Annotated in this window: 20 protein-coding genes; 14 read left to right on the top strand and 6 right to left on the bottom strand. The window is 71.8% G+C overall.

Annotated elements, in window-relative coordinates; genetic code table 11:
• Positions 1–38 precede the first annotated feature (38 nt).
• Together ABIC29_RS02095 and ABIC29_RS02090 are read left to right on the top strand one after the other, a co-directional pair.
• On the top strand, positions 39–1,556 hold the full coding sequence (locus tag ABIC29_RS02095) for an MFS transporter (protein WP_354242291.1): 1,518 nt from the start codon (positions 39–41) through the stop codon (positions 1,554–1,556).
• Positions 1,557–1,604: 48 nt separating this feature from the next.
• The gene (locus tag ABIC29_RS02090; RefSeq protein WP_354242288.1) at positions 1,605–3,011 is read left to right on the top strand and encodes a cryptochrome/photolyase family protein; all 1,407 of its coding nucleotides are present in this window, start codon (positions 1,605–1,607) and stop codon (positions 3,009–3,011) included.
• Here ABIC29_RS02090 and ABIC29_RS02085 read toward each other — a convergent pair.
• The 3 genes from ABIC29_RS02085 to aceA form a co-directional block, all read right to left on the bottom strand.
• Positions 3,008–3,607, bottom strand: a complete 600-nt coding sequence (locus tag ABIC29_RS02085; RefSeq protein WP_354242285.1) for a GNAT family N-acetyltransferase — start codon at positions 3,605–3,607, stop codon at positions 3,008–3,010. The two genes, ABIC29_RS02090 and ABIC29_RS02085, sit on opposite strands and share 4 nt — an antisense overlap.
• 157 nt (positions 3,608–3,764) lie before the next feature.
• Positions 3,765–5,471 carry a malate synthase A gene (aceB, locus tag ABIC29_RS02080; protein WP_354242282.1) on the bottom strand — a complete coding sequence of 569 codons (1,707 nt, stop codon included), beginning with the start codon at positions 5,469–5,471 and terminating at the stop codon, positions 3,765–3,767.
• A 107-nt stretch (positions 5,472–5,578) separates the two neighbouring features.
• Positions 5,579–6,913: an isocitrate lyase gene (gene aceA / locus ABIC29_RS02075; protein WP_354242279.1), complete on the bottom strand. Its 1,335-nt coding sequence runs from the start codon at positions 6,911–6,913 to the stop codon at positions 5,579–5,581.
• Positions 6,914–7,194: 281 nt separating this feature from the next.
• Between aceA and ABIC29_RS02070 the strand changes: the two genes are divergently transcribed.
• Positions 7,195–7,560, top strand: a complete 366-nt coding sequence (locus ABIC29_RS02070; protein WP_116080627.1) for a PadR family transcriptional regulator — start codon at positions 7,195–7,197, stop codon at positions 7,558–7,560.
• Between the two features lies 1 nt (position 7,561).
• Entirely contained in the window at positions 7,562–9,067 is a 1,506-nt protein-coding gene (locus ABIC29_RS02065) for a permease prefix domain 1-containing protein (RefSeq protein WP_354242274.1), read from the top strand.
• Here the strand turns inward: ABIC29_RS02065 and ABIC29_RS02060 are convergent.
• Together ABIC29_RS02060 and ABIC29_RS02055 are read right to left on the bottom strand one after the other, a co-directional pair.
• Positions 9,007–10,305, bottom strand: coding sequence for a sensor histidine kinase (locus ABIC29_RS02060; RefSeq protein WP_354242271.1), 1,299 nt, complete (start codon positions 10,303–10,305; stop codon positions 9,007–9,009). The genes ABIC29_RS02065 and ABIC29_RS02060 overlap by 61 nt on opposite strands.
• Positions 10,298–10,966 carry a response regulator transcription factor gene (locus ABIC29_RS02055; RefSeq protein ID WP_116080625.1) on the bottom strand — a complete coding sequence of 223 codons (669 nt, stop codon included), beginning with the start codon at positions 10,964–10,966 and terminating at the stop codon, positions 10,298–10,300. Before ABIC29_RS02055 ends, ABIC29_RS02060 begins: the two co-directional genes overlap by 8 nt.
• A gap of 151 nt (positions 10,967–11,117) precedes the next feature.
• Between ABIC29_RS02055 and ABIC29_RS02050 the strand changes: the two genes are divergently transcribed.
• From ABIC29_RS02050 to ABIC29_RS02015, 8 genes are all read left to right on the top strand, one after another.
• Entirely contained in the window at positions 11,118–11,666 is a 549-nt protein-coding gene (locus ABIC29_RS02050; protein WP_116080624.1) for a hypothetical protein, read from the top strand.
• Positions 11,663–12,787 carry a peptidoglycan-binding protein gene (locus ABIC29_RS02045; RefSeq protein ID WP_354242268.1) on the top strand — a complete coding sequence of 375 codons (1,125 nt, stop codon included), beginning with the start codon at positions 11,663–11,665 and terminating at the stop codon, positions 12,785–12,787. Before ABIC29_RS02050 ends, ABIC29_RS02045 begins: the two co-directional genes overlap by 4 nt.
• A complete protein-coding gene (locus ABIC29_RS02040; RefSeq protein ID WP_354242265.1) occupies positions 12,784–13,506 on the top strand; it encodes an ABC transporter ATP-binding protein in 723 nt (240 codons plus the stop codon). The genes ABIC29_RS02045 and ABIC29_RS02040 overlap by 4 nt, the downstream gene beginning before the upstream one ends.
• Positions 13,503–14,690, top strand: coding sequence for an ABC transporter permease (locus ABIC29_RS02035; protein WP_354242263.1), 1,188 nt, complete (start codon positions 13,503–13,505; stop codon positions 14,688–14,690). The genes ABIC29_RS02040 and ABIC29_RS02035 overlap by 4 nt, the downstream gene beginning before the upstream one ends.
• A 262-nt stretch (positions 14,691–14,952) precedes the next feature.
• The gene (locus ABIC29_RS02030) at positions 14,953–16,137 is read left to right on the top strand and encodes an ABC transporter ATP-binding protein (protein ID WP_116080622.1); all 1,185 of its coding nucleotides are present in this window, start codon (positions 14,953–14,955) and stop codon (positions 16,135–16,137) included.
• A 19-nt stretch (positions 16,138–16,156) separates the two neighbouring features.
• Positions 16,157–17,335 (top strand): polyamine ABC transporter substrate-binding protein, encoded by a 1,179-nt coding sequence (locus ABIC29_RS02025; RefSeq protein ID WP_354242259.1) that lies wholly within the window; start codon positions 16,157–16,159, stop codon positions 17,333–17,335.
• Positions 17,328–18,287, top strand: coding sequence for an ABC transporter permease (locus ABIC29_RS02020; protein ID WP_354242256.1), 960 nt, complete (start codon positions 17,328–17,330; stop codon positions 18,285–18,287). The genes ABIC29_RS02025 and ABIC29_RS02020 overlap by 8 nt, the downstream gene beginning before the upstream one ends.
• Positions 18,284–19,147 carry an ABC transporter permease gene (locus tag ABIC29_RS02015; protein WP_354242253.1) on the top strand — a complete coding sequence of 288 codons (864 nt, stop codon included), beginning with the start codon at positions 18,284–18,286 and terminating at the stop codon, positions 19,145–19,147. The genes ABIC29_RS02020 and ABIC29_RS02015 overlap by 4 nt, the downstream gene beginning before the upstream one ends.
• 103 nt (positions 19,148–19,250) lie before the next feature.
• Here ABIC29_RS02015 and ABIC29_RS02010 read toward each other — a convergent pair whose 3' ends face one another.
• Positions 19,251–20,114: an NAD-dependent epimerase/dehydratase family protein gene (locus tag ABIC29_RS02010; protein WP_354242251.1), complete on the bottom strand. Its 864-nt coding sequence runs from the start codon at positions 20,112–20,114 to the stop codon at positions 19,251–19,253.
• Between the two features lie 71 nt (positions 20,115–20,185).
• Here ABIC29_RS02010 and ABIC29_RS02005 point away from each other — a divergent pair, with 71 nt between their 5' ends.
• Together ABIC29_RS02005 and ABIC29_RS02000 are read left to right on the top strand one after the other, a co-directional pair.
• Positions 20,186–20,605, top strand: coding sequence for a winged helix-turn-helix transcriptional regulator (locus ABIC29_RS02005; protein ID WP_116082201.1), 420 nt, complete (start codon positions 20,186–20,188; stop codon positions 20,603–20,605).
• A 58-nt stretch (positions 20,606–20,663) separates the two neighbouring features.
• Positions 20,664–21,212, top strand: a complete 549-nt coding sequence (locus ABIC29_RS02000; RefSeq protein WP_354242248.1) for a cysteine hydrolase family protein — start codon at positions 20,664–20,666, stop codon at positions 21,210–21,212.
• Positions 21,213–21,238: the final 26 nt, after the last annotated feature.

Raw genomic sequence — 21,238 nt, 5'->3', positions numbered from 1 at the left:
GATTTCGCCGCCTCCTCGCCATCAGCAGGATCGTCCATGTGAGCCCTACCTCCAGTCCAGACACGTCGTCCCTCCCCGTCATCGAGCCCGACCTCGAGGCCGCCGCCACGAGCATCGACGAGGCGGATGCCGCAGCGCAGGTCGGGTCGGCGACGGATGCCGGGGACACGGGCAAGCCGGGGCTGGCCGCCCGCATCGCGGCATCCGTCTCCGACCCGGTGCTGCGGATCCTCGTGACCGCGACGCTCATCAGCCGCGTCGGTCGCGGCATCTTCATCACCATCACGGTGCTCTACTTCACGCTCATCGTCGGGCTGCCCGCGCATGAGATCGCGATCGTGCTCGGTGCGGCGAGCGCGGCCGGCATCGTCGCGTCGCTCGCGGGCGGATGGCTCGCCGACCGCATGAGCGCCCGCCGCGTGCTGCTGGTGTTCACGACGCTCGAAGGGCTCGGGCTGCTCTGCTACGCCGCGACGGGCGACTTCGTCTCGGCGCTCGTCGTCGCGGTGGTCGTCGGGGCATTCGGGCAGGGCGCGAACTCCACGCGCATGGCGATCCTGGCGCGGGCCTTCGAACCCGAGCAGCGCGTGCACGCCCGGGCGGTGCTGCGCACGGTCACGAACGTGTCGATCGCCGTCGGCTCCGGGCTCGGCGCGCTGGCCCTGGCCATCGGCACGGCCGAGGCGTACCGGATCCTGCTCGTCGCCGCCGGCGCCCTCTACCTGCTCGCCCTCGTGCGGCTCGTGAAGCTGCCCGCGAGCGTCGACGCGCCGCGCGCCGTCCCGCCGGTCACTGGCGCCGTCGAAGCGGTCGCGGTGGGCGACGGGGTCGGCGACGAGGGCGACGACGACGCCAGTGCCGACCGGGCGGATGCCGCAGACGGCCGCAGCTCGAACGCCGCCCGCGCCGCGACATCCGCTCGCCCGGCGAAGCGCCGCAGCCGATTCGCGCACTCGCCGTGGCGCGACCCCCGGTACCTCGCGCTCACCGGACTCAGCGCGATCTTCGGCATGCAGTTCGGCGTCGCGGAGATCGGCGTGCCGCTGTGGATCGCGCACGAGACCGACGCCTCGGCCGTGCTCGTGTCGGCGGTGCTGATCATCAACACGACGATCGTCGTGCTGTTCCAGGTGCCGCTCTCGCGGGGCACGCACGACCTGCGCCGCGCCGGACGCGTCTCGGCGATCGCCGCCTGGCTCATGGCGGCGACCTGCCTCGTGTACGCCGCGGCCGCCGGACTGCCGGTGTGGTTCTCGGTCCTGTTCATCGTGCTCGCCTCGATCACGCACGCGTTCGCCGAGGTGCTCTCGCAGGCCGGCGGCTGGGGCCTCAGCTTCGAGCTCGCCGATCCCGTGCAGGCGGGCACCTACCAGGGCGTCTACTCGATGGGCTACTCGATCGGCGCGACGCTCGCCCCCGCGGTGGTCACGGCCACGGCCCTCAACATGGGGTTGGCCGGGTGGGCGATCCTCGCGGTCGTGTTCCTGGCGTCGGGCCTCGGCACCTGGGCGATCGCGCGGGCGGCGGCGAATCGCGCCGAGCGCGCGATCCCCTGACCCGGGCGCCGCTCCCGACCCGCAGGCGCGCCCGGTATCGTCGGGCGCATGCCCGCACCGACGATCGTCTGGTTCCGCGACGACCTCCGGGTCGCCGACCACCCGGCGCTCGCGGCGGCGGCCGAGCGCCGTGCGCCCGTCGTGTGCGTGTTCGTGCTCGACGAGGAGTCCGCCGGCATCCGTCCGCTCGGCGGCGCCGCCCGCTGGTGGCTGCACGGCTCGCTCGAGGCCCTGCGCGCCGACCTCGAGGCACTCGGCACGACGCTCGTGCTGCGTCGGGGTGCGGCGGGCCGCGTCATCCGCTCGCTCGTGGACGAGACGGGCGCCGACGCCGTGTTCTGGAACCGCCGCTACGGCGGCCCCGAGCGCGACCTCGACACCGAGCTGAAGACCGCGCTCGCCGACGACGGGCTCGAGGTGCGCAGCTTCGGCGCGAACCTGCTCTTCGAGCCGTGGACGATCCGCACCGGGCAGGGCACGCCCTACTCGGTGTTCACCCCGTTCTGGCGCGCCTGCCTCGCGGCGCCGGAGCCGCGGCATCCGCTGCCGGCTCCGGAGCGCCTCGCGTTCGCCGACCCCGGCGATCGTTCAGGGCGAGCGGATGTCGCGACCGACGACCTCGCGTCATGGCACCTGCTGCCGACGCGCCCCGACTGGGCCGCGGGCCTCCGCGAGACCTGGGCTCCCGGTTCGGCCGCGGCGCACGACCGGCTCGAGGCGTTCCTCGACGAGCGGCTCGGCGACTACGACGTCGACCGCGACCGCCCGGCGATCGACGCGACCTCGCGGTTGTCGCCGCACCTGCGCTGGGGCGAGATCAGCCCGTTCGAGGTCTGGAACGCCGTGCGCGAGCGGCGTACGACGGACCCCCGCGGCGAGACGACGAGCCGCGGGCGGTTCCTCGCCGAGCTCGGCTGGCGCGAGTTCGCCTGGCACGTGCTGTTCCACGCCCCCGACCTCGCGACCCGCAACTGGCGAGCCGAGTTCGACGTGTTCCCGTGGCCCCGGCTGCACCCCTCGGCACTGCAGGCGTGGGAGCAGGGTCGCACGGGCGTGCCGCTCGTCGACGCGGGCATGCGCGAGCTCTGGCGCACTGGCACGATGCACAACCGGGTGCGCATGGTCACGGCGTCGTTCCTCACGAAGAACCTGCTCATCGACTGGCGCCGGGGCGAGCAGTGGTTCTGGGACACCCTGGTCGATGCCGACGCGGCCTCGAACCCGTTCAACTGGCAGTGGGTCGCCGGGTCCGGGGCGGATGCCGCGCCCTACTTCCGCGTCTTCAATCCCCTGCTGCAGGCGACGAAGTTCGACCGCGACGGGGCGTACGTGCGGCGGTGGGTGCCCGAGGTCGACTCCGAGGAGTACCCCGAGCCGATCGTGGATCTCGGCGAGTCCCGCGAGGCCGCCCTGGCCGCGTACCGGGTCGTGCGCGGCGCCCGCGCCGAGGGCTAGGCGAGGGTCCCGGCCGCCGGGCGCGCGAGCACCCAGTCGTCCTCGTCGCGGTCGCCGAGCCGGAAGTGCTTGCGCCCCGACCTCACGAACCCGTGCTTCTCGTAGAAGCGGATCGCCCGCTCGTTCTCCTCGTTGACACCCAGCCACACGGAGGCGACCCCGGTCGCCTCGGCGGCCTCGAGCGTGCCGGTCATGAGCGGCCCGGCGACCGAGCCCGTGCCGTGCAGCACCTTGCGCGTGTAGAACTTGCTGAGTTCGATCGTCGGCCGTGCCGTGACGGCGGCCGCGACATCCGCATCCGTGGGCTCGCCCGCGATGAGCATCGTGTAACCGACGAGCTCGCCCGGGCCGGCTTCGCCCGGGCCGACTCCGGCCGAATCACCTCCGGCCGCATCGGCCTCGGCCACCACGAGGATGCGGTCGGGGTCTGCGAGATATTCGTCGAAGCGCTCGACCGTGAAGTTCGCGGCGATGAACTCGGCGATCGCCTCGGCGGTGGTCGAGGGCGGGCAGGCGAGCGGGAACGTCTCGGCTGCGAGTCCGGCGAGCGCAGCGGCATCCGTCGGCCTGGCCTGTCGAATCGTGGTTCGGGTCACGATTCGCCATTCTGGCAGGCCGACGGATGCCGCGGGGCTCGCGTGACGGTACGCGGCACCGCCCGCCGAGGCATGCCGAGAGGGCCGCGCCGACCGTTGCACCTTCCGGGATCACCGGATGCGGTCGACGCAGCCCTTCGGCAACGCGGGCGCCGGCTCAGAGGAACCGGGCGTACGCCCCCACCGTGAGGAACGTCGGGAACTCGGGCTCGAGCGCCACGGTGCGGAACACCGAGATCGCGTCGTCGAACCGGTCGCCCTCGAAGCGGGGCAGCGCCGCGACGGCCTCGGCCATGAGGCGCACGATCGACGTCTGGTCGATGCGCGTGCCCTCGGCGGTGACCGTGTTGTTGTCGAGCCACTGCCAGATCTGCGAGCGCGAGATCTCGGCGGTCGCGGCATCCTCCATGAGGTTGTCGATGGCCGCCGCGCCCGTGCCGCGCAGCCACGACTCGATGTAGCGGATCGCGATCGAGACGTTGTCGCGCACGCCGGCCTCGGTGACCTCGCCGCCGATCGACGGGATGTCGAGCAGTTCGGCCGCCGTCACCTCGACGTCGTCGCGGAGGCGGCCGACCTGGTTCGGCCGGTCGCCGAGCACGGCGTCGAACTCCGCACGAGCGGTCGGGATCAGGTCGGGGTGCGCGACCCACGTGCCGTCGAAGCCGTCGCCGGCCTCGCGGCGCTTGTCCGCCGCGACCGCGGCGAGCGCCCGCTCGGTGACCTCGGGGTCGCGACGGTTCGGGATGAACGCGCTCATGCCGCCGATCGCGTGCGCTCCGCGCTTGTGGCACGTCTGCACGAGCAGCTCGGTGTAGGCCCGCATGAACGGCACCGTCATGGTGATCGCCTTGCGGTCGGGGAGGACCCAGCGGCGACCGCGCGAGCGGAACGTCTTCACGATCGAGAAGATGTAGTCCCAGCGGCCGGCGTTGAGGCCGGCGCAGTGGTCGCGCAGTTCGTAGAGGATCTCGTCCATCTGGAACGCGGCCTGGATCGTCTCGATGAGCACGGTCGCGCGGATCGTGCCCTGCGGGATGCCGAGCTCGCGCTGCGCGAACACGAAGATGTCGTTCCAGAGCTTGGCCTCGCGGTGCGACTCGAGCTTCGGCAGGTAGAAGTACGGGCCTCGACCGGCGGCGATGAGCGCCGTCGCGTTGTGGAAGAAGTACAGGCCGAAGTCGACGAGGGAGCCGGACGCGTGCATCGCACGGCCGGCCCGGTCGTGGAACGTCAGGTGCTTCTCGACGAGGTGCCAGCCGCGCGGACGCATCACGATGGTCGGCGTCTCCTCGGCCGTGACGCGGTACTCCTTGCCCTCGGGGCTCGTGTACGCGAGGTCGCCGCGCGGGAAGTCGAACAGCGTCAGCTGCCCGCCGATGACGTTCTCCCAGGTGGGGCTCGTGGCGTCCTCCTGGTCGGCGAGCCACACCTTCGCGCCCGAGTTCAGCGCGTTGATCGCCATCTTGCGGTCGGTCGGACCGGTGATCTCGACGCGGCGGTCCTCGAGGCCGGGGCCGGGGCCGGCGACGCGCCAGGAGGTGTCGTCGCGGATCCAGGCCGTCTCGGGCATGAAGCGCGGGTCGCGGCCGTTCGCCGCATCGACGCGGGTCTGCAGGCGCTCGGCGAGCAGCTCGTGCCTGGTGCCGGCGAAGCGGTCGTGCAGCGCCGCGAGGAACGCGAGCGCCTCGGGCGTGAGGATCTCGTCCGCGCGGTCGACGGATGCGGCGCGCTCCGCGCCCGAACGGGCGACCTCGATGCGCGGCTCGACGGTCTGGAAGCTCCCGGTGGCGGGTGCGGGGCGACGTGCGGGCGCGGCATCCGCTCGCTCGCGCTCGAGGGTCATGGTCGGTGTCGTGTTCATGATGGTGTCTCCTTCGGTTCGTCGGTCGAGTCGTGCGAAGCGCGTATCGAGACCCGGTCGAGTGGTCTCGATACGGCGCCGGGGCGCCTCCTCGACCGACGGGCAGGTCAGTGAGCGAACTGGTCTTCCTCGGTCGATCCGACGAGGGCGAGCGTCGCGCTGTTGGGGTTCAGCGCCGTGGCGATCTGGTCGAAGTAGCCGGTGCCGACCTCGCGCTGGTGGCGCGTGGCGGTGTACCCGGATGCCTCCGAGGCGAATTCCGCCTCCTGGAGCTCGACGTATGCGCTCATGTGCCGCTCGTTGTAGTCCTTCGCGAGCGTGAACATGGAGTGGTTGAGGGCGTGGAAGCCCGCGAGGGTGATGAACTGGAACGCGTAGCCCATCGACGCGAGCTCGCGCTGGAACTTCGCGATCTGGCCGTCGTCGAGGTGGCGCTTCCAGTTGAACGACGGCGAGCAGTTGTAGCTCAGGCGCTTGCCGGGGAACTTCGCGTGCACGGCCTCGGCGAAGCGGCGCGCGAGGTCGAGGTCGGGCTCGGCCGACTCGACCCAGAGCAGGTCGGCGTACTCGGCGTAGGCCAGGCCGCGGGCGATGACCGGCTCGATGCCGTTCTGCACCTCGTAGAAGCCCTCGGCGGTGCGCTCGCCCGTGACGAACGGCGTGTCGCGCTCGTCGTGGTCGCTCGTGAGGAGGGTCGCGGCGAGCGCGTCGGTGCGGGCGATGATGATCGACGGCACGCCCGCGACATCCGCCGCCAGCCGGGCCGCGTTGATGGTGCGGATGTGCTGGCCCGTCGGGATGAGCACCTTGCCGCCCATGTGGCCGCACTTCTTCTCGCTCGCGAGCTGGTCCTCCCAGTGCACGCCGGCGGCGCCGGCCTCGATCATCTGGTGCATGAGCTCGTAGGCGTTGAGCGGGCCGCCGAAGCCGGCCTCGGCGTCGGCGACGATCGGCGCCATCCAGTCGGTGATGCCGGTCTGCGCCTCGGTGCCCTGCTCGATCTGGCCGGTGCGGAGCAGCGCGTTGTTGATGCGACGCACGACCGCCGGAACCGAGTTCGCGGGGTACAGCGACTGGTCGGGGTAGGTCTGGCCGCTGAGGTTCGCGTCGGCCGCGACCTGCCAGCCGCTCAGGTAGATGGCCTTGAGACCCGCGCGCACCTGCTGCACGGCCTGGTTGCCGGTGAGCGCGCCGAGCGCGGCCGACCACTGCGGGTCCTCCTGGGGGGCGAAGGCGGTGCCGGTGTTCTGCTGGATGTCGGCCCACAGGCGCTCGGCGCCGCGCTTGGCGAGCGTGCGCTCCTCGCGCACCGGGCCGCGGAGGGCGATGACGTCCTCGGCGGTGTAGTCGCGGCTGACGCCCTCCCAACGCGGGTTCGCGTCCCACTCGAGCTGCAGTTCGGCTGCGGTCTGGGTCTGGTCGCCGGGGCGGTCGGTGCTCATCGTCGTGCTCCTTCGGTGCTGCTTCGGTGCCGCTTCAGTGCGGCGGGCGGATGTCTCGTGCGGCCCGTTCGGCGTCTGCCTCGACGCGTTCCGGGGTGGCTGTGCATCCACTCTGCGGGCCGCGGGGGCACCCCGACCGACGATTCGGGGGGTGAACTTCCGGGGTATTTCTGCGCCGCGGAATGTTCGCCGTCCGGTCGAGTGGCGATACCTCGCACTGCAAGGTATATTGCTGATCCAGATACCTTGAGCTGCAAGGTACGAACCGAGATGAGTCACCCATGCGCATCGGCAAAGACCTCGTCGCGGCGGCCGCGACCCCGGTCGTGCTCGGCATCCTGGCCGAGGGCGAGTCGTACGGCTACGCGATCCTCCAGCGCATCACCGCGCTCTCGGGCGGCGAGCTCGAGTGGAGCGACGGCATGCTCTACCCCTTGCTGCACCGCCTCGAGCGGCTCGGCCATGTGCGCGCCGAGTGGCGCCATTCCGACACCGGCCGCCCGCGCAAGCACTACCGCCTGACCGAGCAGGGCGCCGGCGTGCTCACCGAGCAGCGCCGTCAGTGGTCGGTCGTCGGCGAGGTGCTGAGCAAGGTCTGGCCCGACGACGGCGGCCCGCGCATGCGCCTGGCCTTCGGGGAGGTCTGACATGGCACCCGAGACCCCGCGCCCGGCGGCCCCGACTCCGGCCGACGCCCACGGGCCAGGCGCCCCCGACGAGCTCGGCGCACTCGTCGCCTCCTGGCGCGCATGGATGCAGCGCGACGACGCCGTGAACCGTGCCGACCTCGACGAGCTCGAGAGCCACCTGCTCGACCGCGTCGACGCGCTGCGCGAGGTCGGACTCCACGACGACGAGGCCTTCCTCGTTGCGGTGAAGCGCCTCGGCGCCGTCGACGAGCTCTCCCACGAGTACGCCCGCGTGCACTCCGAACGGCTGTGGAAGCAGCTCGTGCTCGACGGCGAGGCCGAGCCCGGCGCAGCGGACCCCGGCGCGCGCGCCGGGACATCCGACGCCCTCGACCGCGCGGATGCCGCAGGCGGGCGCGCGCCGTTCTGGAAGCGCGCGAACGGGCTCGCCGTCGCGCTCGCGCTGGGCGTCGGTGCCGGCCTCGTCGTGACGGCGGCGACGCTCGTCGGAGCCGACCCGGCGTTCTTCCTGCGGAACGCCACGCTGCTCGTGCTGCCGTTCCTCGCCGCCTGGTTCGTGTGGCGTCACCGTCCGCCGATGGCCGCGGTGCTGGCCGTCGCGGGCGCGTTCGTGCTCGTGGGCGTGGTGCTGAACGTCTTCCCGTGGGCCTCCCTCAGCGCTGCGCAGGCGTTCGGCGGCGCGGTCGCCGACACCGAACTGCTCGCGTCCCTCGGCGCCGCCGTCGCCCTCTGGCTCATGACGGGCGTGGCCTACTCGGCCGGCCGGTGGCGCAGCAGTGACGCCCGCATGGACTTCGTGCGGTTCAGCGGCGAGTGGCTCGTGTACTACGTGCTCATCGCCCTCGTCGGCGGGGCCCTGTCGGCGCTCACGATCGGCGTGTTCTCGACGATCGACGTCGACGTCGCGTGGTTCTTCGGCCGATGGGTGCTGCCGTGCGCGATTCCGGGGGCCGTGCTCGTCGCAGCCTGGCTCGTCGACGCCAAGCAGCGCGTGATCGAGAACATCGCGCCCGTGCTCACCAAGGTCTTCACCCCGCTCTTCACGATCATGCTGATCGCCCTCGTCGTGGCCGCGGTGCTGCAGTGGAACATCGTCGACGCCGACCGCGAGCTCCTCATCGCGTTCGACCTCGTGCTCGTCGTGGTGCTCGGGCTGCTCGTCTACTCGTACTCGTCGCGCGATCCGCTGCAACGGCCCGGATGGTTCGACCGCATCCAGCTCGTGATGCTCGTCGCGGCGCTCGTGGTCGACGTGTTCGTGCTCGTCGCGATGGTCGGGCGCACGGGTGAGTTCGGCTTCAGCCCGAACAAGACGGCATCGCTCGGGCTCAACCTGATCCTGCTCGTGAACCTCGCCTGGGCCGCCTGGCTGCAGCTCGGATTCCTTCGCGGGCGCGAGCCGTTCGACCGACTCGAGCGCTGGCAGACGGGGTACCTTCCGGTCTACCTCGCCTGGGCGGCCGTGCTGGTGCTGGTGTTCCCACCCGTCTTCGACTTCGCCTGAGCGACGGCGTCACCCGGGAACCGCACGGCGACGAGGAGCCCGCCGTCCGCGCGGGGCACCAGATGCAGGCCGGCCCCGTGGCGCTCGGCGATCGCCGCGACGATCGACAGGCCGAGACCCCGGCCTCGCTGAGCGGCGGCACTGGTGCGCCCGCGTCCGCGATGGAACGGCGCCGTGAGCTCGGCGACGGTCGCGGCATCGAGCTCGGCCCCGCTGTTCGCGACCTCGAGGATCGGCAGCGGCCCCGCGGCATCCGTCGTCACGGTCACGAAACCGCCCGGCTCGTTGTGGCGGATCGCGTTCTGCACGAGGTTCACGACGAGCTGGCGCAACAGCACCTCGTCGCCCTCGACGAGCACCGGCGCAGCCGACGCCGACGCCGACAAGCGCACCCCGGCCTCCTCGGCCTCGACACGCGACTCATCGACGACGGATGCCGCGAGCGCGGCGAGATCCACGGGGCCGAACGCGCCGGCGTCCGTCGACTCGAGCTCCGAGAGGTCGAGCAGCGCCTCGACGGTCGCGATGCTGCGCTCGTTCATCTCCCGCAGGCGTTCGAGCAGGTGCGCGTCGCCGGCGCCCTGCGAGCTCAAGGCCACGTCGAGCATCGTGCGCGTCGTGGCGAGCGGCGTTCGCAACTCGTGCGAGGCGTTCGCGGCGAAGCGGCGATCGGCGTTCGCCGAGCGCTCGAGCGAGTCGAGCATGCCGTCGAAGGTGTCGGCGAGGTCGGTGATCTCGTCGCGCGGTCCGGCGAGCGCGATGCGGTGGTCGAGGTGGCCGCGCGCAGCTCGATGCGCGGCCTCGTTGACCTCCTGCAGTGGCCGGAGCATGCGACCGGCGACGAACCAGCCCGCCCATGCGCCGCCCGCGGCGAGCAACGCGAGCGCCCCGACCGACACCCAGAGCAGCAGCTGCAGGATGTCCGAACGCGAACTCACGACCACGGCCGCCTCGCTCGCCGTCGAGGCGAGCAGCCCGGGGTCGGAGGCGACCTCCGGGGCATCTGACGGGAGCGTCGACTGGGCGGGCGTCGCATCGGTGGGGGTCGCCTCGATCGCCGTCGTCGTCGTGGCGGCCGGCTCGGCGAACTCGTAGCTCGGCACGAGGCCGATGACGAACGCGACGATCGCGAGCAGCACGGCGCCGGCGACGGTCAGCAGCACCGCGTACGTCAGCGCGAGACGCGCTCGCACGGTGAGCCGGTAGGTGCGGGGGACGGATGCCGCGGGCTCAGTCATCGGCCGCATCGATCGCGTATCCCGCGCCAGGCACGGTGCGAATCATCCACGGCTCGCCGAGCTTGCGCCGGAGCGTCGAGATCGTCACCTTCACCGAGTTCGTGAACGGGTTGGCGTTCTCGTCCCACGCCTTCTCGAGCAGCGTCTCGGCGCTCACGACTCCCCCGCCGGCGCGCATGAGCACCTCGAGCACCGAGAACTCCTTTCTGGTCAGGTGCACGAACCTCCCGTCGCGGAGCACCTCGCGGCGGAACGGATCGAGCACGACGCCGGCGGCCTCGAGCTGCGGCGGCAATGCGGTGAACCGGCGCCGGCCGAGCGCCCGTACCCGTGCCACGAGCTCGGGGAACTCGAACGGCTTGGAGAGGTAGTCATCGGCGCCGAGCTCGAAACCGCCGACCTTGTCTCCGAGCCTGCGGGCGGCGGTGAGCATGAGGATGGCGGGCCGTTCCTCGCGCGCGGCGAGGATGCGGCAGACCTCGTCCCCGTGCATGCCCGGCAGGTCTCGATCGAGCAGCACGACGTCGTAGTCGTTGACGTCGATGCTGAAGAGCGCGGCTTCGCCGTCGGCGGCGACATCCGCCGTGATCGCCTCGAGTGCCAGCCCGGCGCGCACGGCCTCGGCGAGGTACGGCTCGTCCTCGACGATCAGCACCCGCATGTCCCACTCCGTTCGATTCCAGCATCCGAGTCTCCCAGTCAATCCCGTCGACCGTAAGGAAATCGTCAAGTCTCCGCTTTACCCCGCGGCAACCGCGCTGGGAGTGAGCTGGGTCCTGCGCCCATCGCGGCGCGATCGAAAGGACTCACCCATGACCTCACGAACCTCTCGCGGCGCCCGCACCGGGCTCGCCCTCGCCGGCATCGGCCTGCTCCTGGCGCTGACCGCCTGCGCCCCCAACGGAGCCGACTCCGCCGAACTGAAGTCGGGCGACTCGGATGCCGCCTACGAGGAGTGGTCGGCCGAATTCACCTCCTGCATGAAGGACGAGGGCATCGACATCGGGATGACGAACGCCGCCGGCGGTTCCGCGAGCGGCGGCGGCACGAGCGACTCGAGCGACGCCGTCGACCCCGACGAGATCGACCTCGATGCGATGGCGGCAGCCGAGCGCACCTGCTTCGACAAGGTGGGCGATCCGCCCCCGGTGCCGGGCCAGCCCGATCAGGAGGCGATGAACGAGGCCTCGCTTCGCTTCTCCGCGTGCCTGCGCGAACGCGGCTACGACTTCGACGACCCGGAGATCTCGCCCGACGGCGCGGCCGGCATGACGGAGGCGATGTCGGCTGACGAGATCGATCCGGTCGACGCCGACGAGTGCGGCAAGCAGGCCGACTTCCCGACGATGGACGAGGAATGACCGAGCACTCGCCGACCGAGGACCAGATGACGGATGCCGCGGCGCCCCAGCCCGCCCGTCGGCGCCGCCGCACCCCGTGGCTGATCGCCGGCGCCTGCGTCGCCGTGCTCGGCATCGCCGGCGCGGTGCTCGCGGTGACGCTGCCGGCATCCTCGAAGGACGACGGCGACGCGGCGAACGCGACAGCTGACGTCGCGACGACCCCGGTCGTCCGCGGCGACCTCACCGAGCGGGTGCGCCTGAACGGGCGGCTCGGCCACGGTTCCCCGCAGGAGCTCGGCACGAGCCTGGGCGGCACGATCACCTGGCTGCCCGACACCGGCGCCGTGCTCGACCGCGGCGCGACGCTGTTCCGCGTCGACGACGACCCGGTGGTGCTCCTCACCGGTGCACTGCCGATGTGGCGCGGGTTCGCCGAGGGCATGGACGACGGCCCCGACGTGCTGCAGCTCGAGCAGAACCTCGCGGTGCTCGGCTTCTTCGAACGAGAGCCCGACGAGGAGTTCGCCGGCTCGACGGCCCACGCGATCGAGCGCTGGCAGAGATCACTCGGCCTCGAGGAGACCGGCGCGATCGAGCCGGGCCGCATCGTGTTCGCACCCGCGGCGGTGCGCGTCGCCCAGCACAAGGCGCAGATCGGCGGCGGTGCCGGGGCATCCGTCATCGCGGTCTCGGACACGGTGAAGCGCGTGACCGCGTTCATCGCACCGAACCTCGAGCCGATCGCCCCGGTCGGCACGCCGGTGCAGCTGACGCTGCCCGGCGGTGCCACGGTGCCGGGAACGGTGAGTGCCGTCGGAGCACCGGTCGAGCAGGACGACGATCAGGGCGGGAAGAAGCTGAAGCTCCCCCTCACGATCACGCTCGACGATCCGGCGGCGGCCGATGGACTCGACGACGTCACCGTGAACGGCGAGCTCACCGCCGTGCGTCGCGAGGACGCCCTGCTCGTGCCGGTCACCGCCCTGCTCGCACGCACGGGCGGCGGATTCGCCGTCGAGGTCGAGGCGGATGGCGTCGTGGAGACCGTTCCGATCGAGCTCGGCCTGTTCGCCGATGGACTCGTCGAGGTCACGGGCGGCGAGCTCGAGGCAGGCGACGAGGTCGTGGTGCCCGAGTGAGCGCCCCGCTGATCCGGATGCGCGGCGTGTCCCGGACCTACGGCTCGCCGCCCAGCGTGGCCCTCGCGCACGCCGATCTCGACGTCGACCGCGGCGAGATGCTCGCGATCGTCGGGCCGAGCGGCTCGGGCAAGTCGACGCTGTTGAACCTCATGGGCACGCTCGACCGGCCGAGCTCGGGCGAGATCGAGATCGACGGACACGACACCGGCGCGATGGACGACGCCGACCTCTCGGGGCTCCGCGCGCACACCATCGGGTTCGTCTTCCAGCAGTACCACCTCGCCGAGGGGGTCACCGCGCTCGACAACGTCGCCACCGGCCTGCTGTACGCCGGGGTGTCGAAGGCGGAGCGCCGGGCGCGAGCGGCGGTCGCGCTCGAGCGGGTCGGCCTCGCCGCCCGCGCCCGCCACCGCCCGAACGAGCTCTCCGGCGGCGAGCGCCAGCGCGTCGCGATCGCACGTGCCGTCGTGGGCGAACCGGCGCTGCTCCTCGCCGACGAGCCGACGGGCGCGCTCGACACGCGCTCGGGCGAGGCGATCGTCGCGATCCTCGCCGAGCTCAACGCCGCCGGCACCACGGTCGTCGTGATCACCCACGACCCGCAGGTGGCCGAGCGGATGCCTCGGCGCGTCCGCATCCGCGACGGCGTGCTGTCGAGCGGAGCCGGAGTCGCTTCGGGCGCCGCGTCCGGTGTCATGGCCGGAGCCCGCTCGTGAACGGCCTGCGCTCACGTCTCCGCGCCACGGACCTGCTCGGGCTCGGCCTGCACGGCCTTCGCGCGAGGCCGATGCGGGCGATGCTCTCGGCCCTCGGCATCGCGATCGGCATCGCCGCGATGATCGCCGTCATCGGCATCTCGACGTCGAGCGAGGCGCTCGTCAAGCAGAAGCTCGCCGCGCTCGGCACCAACCTGCTCACCGCGTCGGCGGGCTCGGACTTCTTCGGCGCGGAATCGGAGCTGCCCGCCGATGCGATCGATCGCGTGCGGCGCATCGACGGCGTCGAGCAGGCGAGCTGGCACGCGACGCTCGCCGACGTGAACGTGTACCGCAACGCCCTCATCGATCCGGGCGCCACGGGCGGGTTGTCCGCCGTCGCCGCCGATCTCGATCTGCTGACCACGACGGGCACCGAGCTCGCCTCCGGCGTGTGGCTCAACGGCGCCACCGAGCAGTTCCCGGTCGTCGTGCTCGGCGACACGGCCGCCGAGCGGCTCGGCATCGTCACGATCGGCAGCACCGTCGAGATCGGTGGAACGCCGTTCACGGTCGCCGGGATCCTCGAGCATTCGCCGCTCGCCCCCGACCTCGATTCCGTCGCCATGATGGGCGGGCCGATCGCCACCGAGCTCTTCGGGTTCAACGGGTCGCCGACGGTGATCTCCGAGCGCTCGGCCGACGACCTCGTCGGGCAGGTGCGCGATCTCCTGCCGGCCACGATCAACCCGGAGTCGCCGAACCAGGTGAAGGTGAGCCGTCCGTCCGACGCGCTCGCGGCGAAGAACACGATCGACCAGGCGTTCACGGGCCTCCTCGTGGGCGTCGGCTCCATCGCCCTGCTCGTCGGCGGCATCGGGGTGGCGAACACGATGGTGATCTCGGTGCTCGAGCGACGTCAGGAGATCGGCCTGCGTCGATCGCTCGGGGCGACCAGGGGCCACATCCGGTCGCAGTTCCTGATCGAGGCGATGCTGCTCGCGCTCTCCGGCGGGATCGCCGGCACCGCGATCGGGTGGGCGATCACGGCGGTCATCGCCGCGGCCAACGGCTGGCTGGTCTCGGTGCCGGCCGGGGTCCTCGTCGCGGGCGTGGCTGCGACCGTCGTGGTCGGTGCGGTCGCGGGGGCCCTCCCTGCGGCGCGAGCCGCGCGCACGTCGCCCACGGAGGCGCTCAGCGCCTGACGCCGCGGGGCGCCGGGGCGCCGGTGGCCGCGGGATCGCTCCGCGGCGGCACCGGGCCCCGGCACCCTGATCGATCCGACCGATGGACTGACCGGCCGGACGGACGGACCGACCGACCGACCGACCAGACGGACTGTCGGGGCGCGGCATCCGCACCCGATGGAGTGTCTCATTCCGTGCCGCGGCGTTGCACGGCGGCGACCGCGGGGATTGAATGGGCCTCCGGCGCGACGCTGCGCGGGTGAACAGGAGGCGTCATCAGATGACCACGGCAACCACGATCGAGGCCGGTGGCGGAACGGCTCCCGGCGTCGGAGCACCTCGCGGCGAAGCACCCGGAACCGTGGTCATCGACGCCGTCACGAAGCGGTACGGCGATGCCATCGCCGTCGACGGCCTCTCGCTCACGATCGAGGCGGGCGAGTTCATCTCGCTGCTCGGCCCGTCCGGGTGCGGCAAGACCACGACGCTTCGCATGATCGCGGGCTTCGAGCATCCGGATGCCGGTGACATCCGCGTCTCCGGCCGGTCCGTGCTCGGCGTGCCGCCGTACCGGCGCGACGTGAACACGGTGTTCCAGGCGTACGCGCTCTTCCCGCACCTGTCGGTCGCCGAGAACGTCGCCTACGGCCTGCAGCAGAAGCGCACGCCGAAGTCCGAGATCCGCGAGCGCGTGGTCGACGCCCTCGACCTCGCGCAGATGCGCGGCTTCGCCGACCGCAAGCCGACGCAGCTCTCCGGCGGCCAGCAGCAGCGGGTCGCGCTCGCCCGAGCGCTCGTGAACCGCCCGTCGGTGCTGCTGCTCGACGAGCCGCTCGGCGCGCTCGACCGCCAGCTGCGCGAGGAGATGCAGCTCGAGCTGAAACTGCTCCAGTCGCGCCTCGGCATCACGTTCGTATTCGTCACCCACGACCAGGGCGAGGCGCTCTCGATGAGCGACCGCATCGCGATCATGCGCAGCGGGCGCATCGAGCAGCTCGCCGATGCCGACACCGTCTACGCGCGGCCGGCCTCGGCCTACGTCGCGGCCTTCGTCGGCCAGCAGAACTTCTTCCACGGGCGGGTCGTCGAGGGCGGCTCGTCGATCGACGCGCCGCACGCCAAGGTGAGCGCCTCGACGGCAACGCTGCCGGAGGGCGGCAGCGGGCAGGCCGCGGTGCGCCCCGAGTTCGTCGAGATCTCCGCAGCCGACCCCGCCGCGGCATCCGGCGCCGTGAACACCGCTCGCGGCACCCTGATCGGCATCTCGCACCAGGGCGAGACGATGCAGTACCTCGTGCAGCTCGGCGACGACCAGAGCCTCATCGCCCGCCGGCCGTCGCCCGACGCGCCGCGGCTCGCGGTCGGCGACCAGGTGGTGTGCTCCTGGCGTGCCGAGAGCGTGCTGCTCTTCCCGTCCGACGATGCGGCGAGCGCGGGCGGCTACGTCGCACCCCCGACGGCCTGAACCCGAGCAGGAGCACCGAATGGCATCCGAACCAGACGTCCGCATCCTCGCGCCCGCCGGCGCCGCCAAGACGATCCGCCGCGAACTCACGCGTCGCCGTTTCCTGAGCTTCGCCGCAGCGGCGGGCACGACCGCCGCCCTCGCCGCGTGCGCACCGACCGGCTCGCCGACGACGACGCGCGCGTCCGGCGCCCCACTCGAGGACCGGCTCTCGATCTACACGTGGGGCGACTACGACGCCCCCGACGTGCTCGAGGCGTTCACGGCCGACCTCGGGCCGAAGATCTCGCTGAGCGCCTTCAACTCGAACGAGGAGATGGTCGCCAAGCTCGTCGGCGCACGCGGCACGAGCGGCTACGACATCGTCGTGCCCACCGGCACGTTCGTCGCGCAGATGGCCGAGCACGGGCTCCTGTCCAAGCTCAATCGCGACCTGATCCCGAACATCGCGTACCTCGACCCCGCGTTCCTCGGCCGGGCATGGGATCCCGACAACGAATACTCCATCTGCAAGGCGTGGGGCACGACCGGGTTCGTGTACGACGTGACCCTGATCGACCGCGAGCTCAAGGACTGGAACGACTTCATCGACGCGGCGCAGAACGAGGCGAGCGGCAAGACCTCGGTCCTCGACGACCCCGCCGTGCTCACGGGGCTGTACTTCTGGGCCAACGGCATCCCGTGGAACACGACGGCCGAGGCTGACCTGGATGCGGCCGAGAAGTTCCTCGTCGAGGAGCTCGCACCCCACATCTCGGCGTTCGACCCGTACCCGGGCGGCGGCGCGATCCCGCAGGCCACGCAGATGCTCATGCAGTCCTACAACGGCGACGCGCGCCTCGGGATCCTCGAGAGCCCCGACCCCGAACGCTGGAAGTTCGTGCTCGGCTCGCCGGCCACCGAGCTCTGGATGGACAACTGGGCGATCCCCGCGGGCGCCCCGCACCCCGAGGCCGCGCACGCGTTCATCGACTACGTGCTCACGCCGGAGAACGCCCTCGACGAACTCGACTACATCGGGTACCACACCGGCGCGAAGGACGCCGAGCAGGCCGCGACGGAAGCCGGGCTGCCGCTGCTCGACCTCGTGTTCTTCACGCGCGAGCAGCTCGCCACGATGCACGAGGGCGAGCTCACCGAGGCGCAGGAACGGATCGTGCAGATCTGGAACAAGATGAAGGCGGCCGCCGGTGCGTAGACGATCCCCCGGATTCCTGCTGGCGCTGCCCGCGTGGGCGTGGCTGCTGGTCTTCTTCATCGCCCCCGTCGGCATGGTCGTGTGGTTCAGCTTCGGCTACAAGCCGAGCATCTTCGCGACGCAGGCGACCGACCGGCTCTCGTTCGACCGGTACGCCGAGGTGCTCGACCCGACCTTCTTCGCCACGTTCCTGAACACGCTCTGGGTCGGCGTGGCGGGCACCGTGCTCTGCTTCCTCATCGGCCTGCCGGTCGCCTACTGGATGGCGGTCAAGGCGCCGCCGTCGCGTCGCGGCCTGCTCGTCGCGCTCGTCATGGTGCCGTTCTGGACCAACTTCCTGGTGCGCACCATCGGCTGGCAGGTGATCCTCTCGCCCGACGGCTGGCTGTCGTCGGCGCTGCAGGTGATCGGGTTCGAGCCGCTCGCGATCCTGAACACCCGCGGCGCGGTGCTGCTCGGCGTCGTCTACAACTACCTGCCGCTCATGATCCTGCCGCTCTTCGTCGCCTTCGACCGGGTCAACGGCCCCCTGCGCGAGGCGTCGAAGGACCTGGGTGCCGGCAAGTGGGCGACCTTCTTCCGAGTCACCCTGCCGCTCGCGCAACCCGGCGTCATCGCGGGCGTCCTGCTCGTGTTCATCCCGCTCATGGGCGACTACATCACCGCGACCGTGCTGGGCGGAGCCAAGGGGAACATGGTCGGGCAGCTGGTCGCGAGCCAGTTCCAGACCGCGCAGAACTGGGCGCTCGGCTCGGCGATGGCCGTCGTGCTGATCTTCGTGATCCTGCTGAGCGCGGCGATCGGCGCCGGGATCGTGTGGCTCGTGACGTTGCCGTTCCGCGCCCGCAACCGGTTGGTGATCGGTCCGCCGGCGCCCGTGCCGTCGGCGCCGGCTCCGGGTTCCGGCCCGGCCGCGACATCCGCTTCGATTCGTGAGGAGGTCGGCGCATGAGCGATCGACTGACCCGGCGGCCGCGCAGGTCGTGGTCGGATGTCGCGTTCAGCGTGTGGGGCATCCTCGTGATGCTCTTCCTCTTCGCGCCGATCCTCGTGATCATCGTGTCGTCGTTCAACGTGGGGCGCCTGCTCGTCTCATGGGACCACTTCGGCTTCGACTCGTTCCTCGCACTCCTGGCGAAGCCCGCGATCCGCGACGCCGTCTGGATCTCGGTGCAGACGGGCTTCATCGCCGCCCTCGTGGCCACGGTGCTCGGCACCCTCGCCGGCATCGCGATGTCGCGGAATCCGGGCAAGTGGGTGTGGTGGTTCCTCGGCCTGCTGCTGCTCGTGTCGGTGACGCCCGAGATCGTCGACGCGGTGGCGCTGCTGCCGTGGATGGTGTTCCTCGGACAGGACCTCGGCATGTCGCTCTTCAACGACGGCATCGTGCGCCTCGTGATCGGCCACTCGCTGTTCTCGGTCGCGGTCGTGTCGTACCTGGTGCGCGCACGCCTCGTGGGCCAGGAGGCGAACCTCGAGGAGGCCTCGGCCGACCTCTACGCCACACCGCCGCGCACGTTCGCCAAGGTCACCCTGCCGCTCGCGATGCCGGCCGTGCTCGCCGGCTTCCTGCTCTCGTTCACGCTGAGCCTCGACAACACCGTCATCGCGGCCTTCGTCTCGGTCTCGGGCTCGACGCCGTGGCCGGTCTACGTGCTGAGTGCGCTGCGCAGCGGGCTGCGGCCCGAGATCGCCGCTGTCTCGACGGTCATGCTCGTGCTGACGCTCATCGCGCTCGGCCTCGTCGCGTACGTGCTGCGCCGCGCTGGAGACTCGGCGGCCGACATCGCCCGCACGATGGGCGGCGGCTGACGCGCGACCCCCGCGAGATCGCCTGAGCGTGGTCGGCCTGATCGCACGGTCGCCGACCACGCTCGGGCGCGCGCGTCGATCCTCGCGCGCCCGAGCGGTGTCGCTAGGCGTTCGCGGGCACGACCTCGTCGAGCACGCTCGCGCGCTGCGGAACCCAGCCGAGCGAGCGGGCCTTCGCGCCGTCGGTGGCCTGGTCGAGCAGCAGCGCGTCGGCGAATGCGGCGCCGAGCCGATCGCGTGTCGCCTCGGCGCCCTCGGCCACCACGCCAGAGGCTCCGGATGCCGCGGCCGCCGCCTCGGCGATCACGCGCACCCGCTGCGGCGCGCCGTCCGAGGCGATCACGCGACCGGCCGCGTCGGCGTTCGCGAGCGCCACCACGTAGAGCCGTGCGAGGTCGTCGACGTGCACGAACGACCAGTACTGCTCGCCGTCGCCGAGCAGCACGAGCTCACCTGACGGGGTGACGGGGGCATCGGTCACGAGGTTCAGCAGTCCCTTGCCGTGGCCGTAGACGATGCCGGGTGCGACGATCACCGCGTCGATGCCCGAGGCGAGCAGCCGCTCCTCGATCGGCACCCGCCACGCGACGAGCGCCGGCGGAGCGAGCGGGCCGTCGTCGGCGATCGCGTCGCCGTCGCCGTACTCCCACACGCCGCTCGTGAGCACGAACCGCTTGGCGGTCCCGGCATACGCCTGCACGGCCGCGTCGACGACGGCGTCGTTGAAGGCGGCGGCGTCGGCATCGGGCGCGGCGACGTGGATCGCGCCGTCGGTGTCGGCGAGCACGCGCGCGAACCACGCGACATCCGTCACGTCGCCGATGAGCGGGGTCGCGCCGCGCGACGCGACGCGTTCGGCCGAGCCCTCGCTGCGGACCACGGCGAGCACGTCGTGCCCGTCGGCGAGGAGTGCGTCGAGGACTGCGGATCCGATGTATCCGGTTGCACCGGTCAGGAGAATGGTCATGTCGATCACGCTACGGATCGACGTCCGGTATCTTCAACGGAACTTCCCTCGACGAAACCAGGGGTCACATGATGCGGTACGCCGTCACATCCGAGGCCGTGCCTGGCGGGGCCGGGATCGACCGCGCCTCCGCCGATGCCAACGACGTGCTCTCGCCCGAGTGCCCGAGCCGCGTCGTGTTCGGCCGCATCGGCGAGCGCTGGACGATGCTCGTGATCCTCGCGCTGGCGCGTGCGGGCACCCTCCGCTTCACCGAGCTGAAGGCGCAGGTCGGGCGGGTGACGCCGAAGGTGCTCACCGAGACGCTGCGCGCGCTCGAGGACGACGGGCTCATCGACCGACGCGCCTTCCAGGACTCGCCGCCGCGCGTCGAGTACTCGCTGACTCCGCTCGGGGTGTCGCTGCTCGAGCCGATCCAGGCCATGCGCGAGTGGGCCGAACGGCATGTGCCAGAGGTGCTCGCCGCGCGCGAGCGGGCGACGTCGGCCTGACCAGCGGGCGCACGACTCATCCGGCGCAGAACCGGCCGGGTGGGCTAGCGTGACTCGCGTGACCCGCACCCTGCTCATCATCGACATCCAGAACGACTACTTCCCCGGCGGCGCGCACCCGCTGGTCGGGCCGGAGGCCGCCGCCGCCGCTGCCGCCCGCCTGCTCGCGTCGCACCGCGAGGCCGGCCAGCCGGTCGTGCACGTGCAGCACGTGTGGGATGCCCCGGATGCCGCGTTCTTCGCGCCGGGCACCGCAGGCGTCGAGATCCATCCGCTCGTCGCCCCGGCCGACGGCGAGCCCGTCGTGGTCAAGGCGCACCCGAACTCGTTCCTCGAGACCGACCTCGAGGAGCGCCTGCGCGCGGTCGGCGCCGACGTCGACGGCGTCGTGATCGCCGGCATGATGTCGAGCATGTGCGTCGACGCGACCGTGCGCGCCGCCGCCGATCGCGGCTATTCGGTGACCGTCGCGCATGACGCATGCGCCGCGCCCGAGCTGACGTTCGGCGACGAGGTCGTGCCGGCCGCCCAGGTGCACGCGGCGTTCATGGCGGCGCTCGGCGACAGCTACGCCGAGGTCGTGAGCGTCGACGACCTGCTCGGCTGACGGGCCGGGCCGCCGACTGGCCTCCA

It is taken from the genome of Agromyces sp. PvR057, assembly GCF_040547485.1.
In the GTDB taxonomy this organism is placed as follows: Bacteria; Actinomycetota; Actinomycetes; order Actinomycetales; family Microbacteriaceae; genus Agromyces.
Note: the sequence above shows the minus strand (reverse complement) of the source record. Positions and strands in the feature narration are given on the sequence as shown.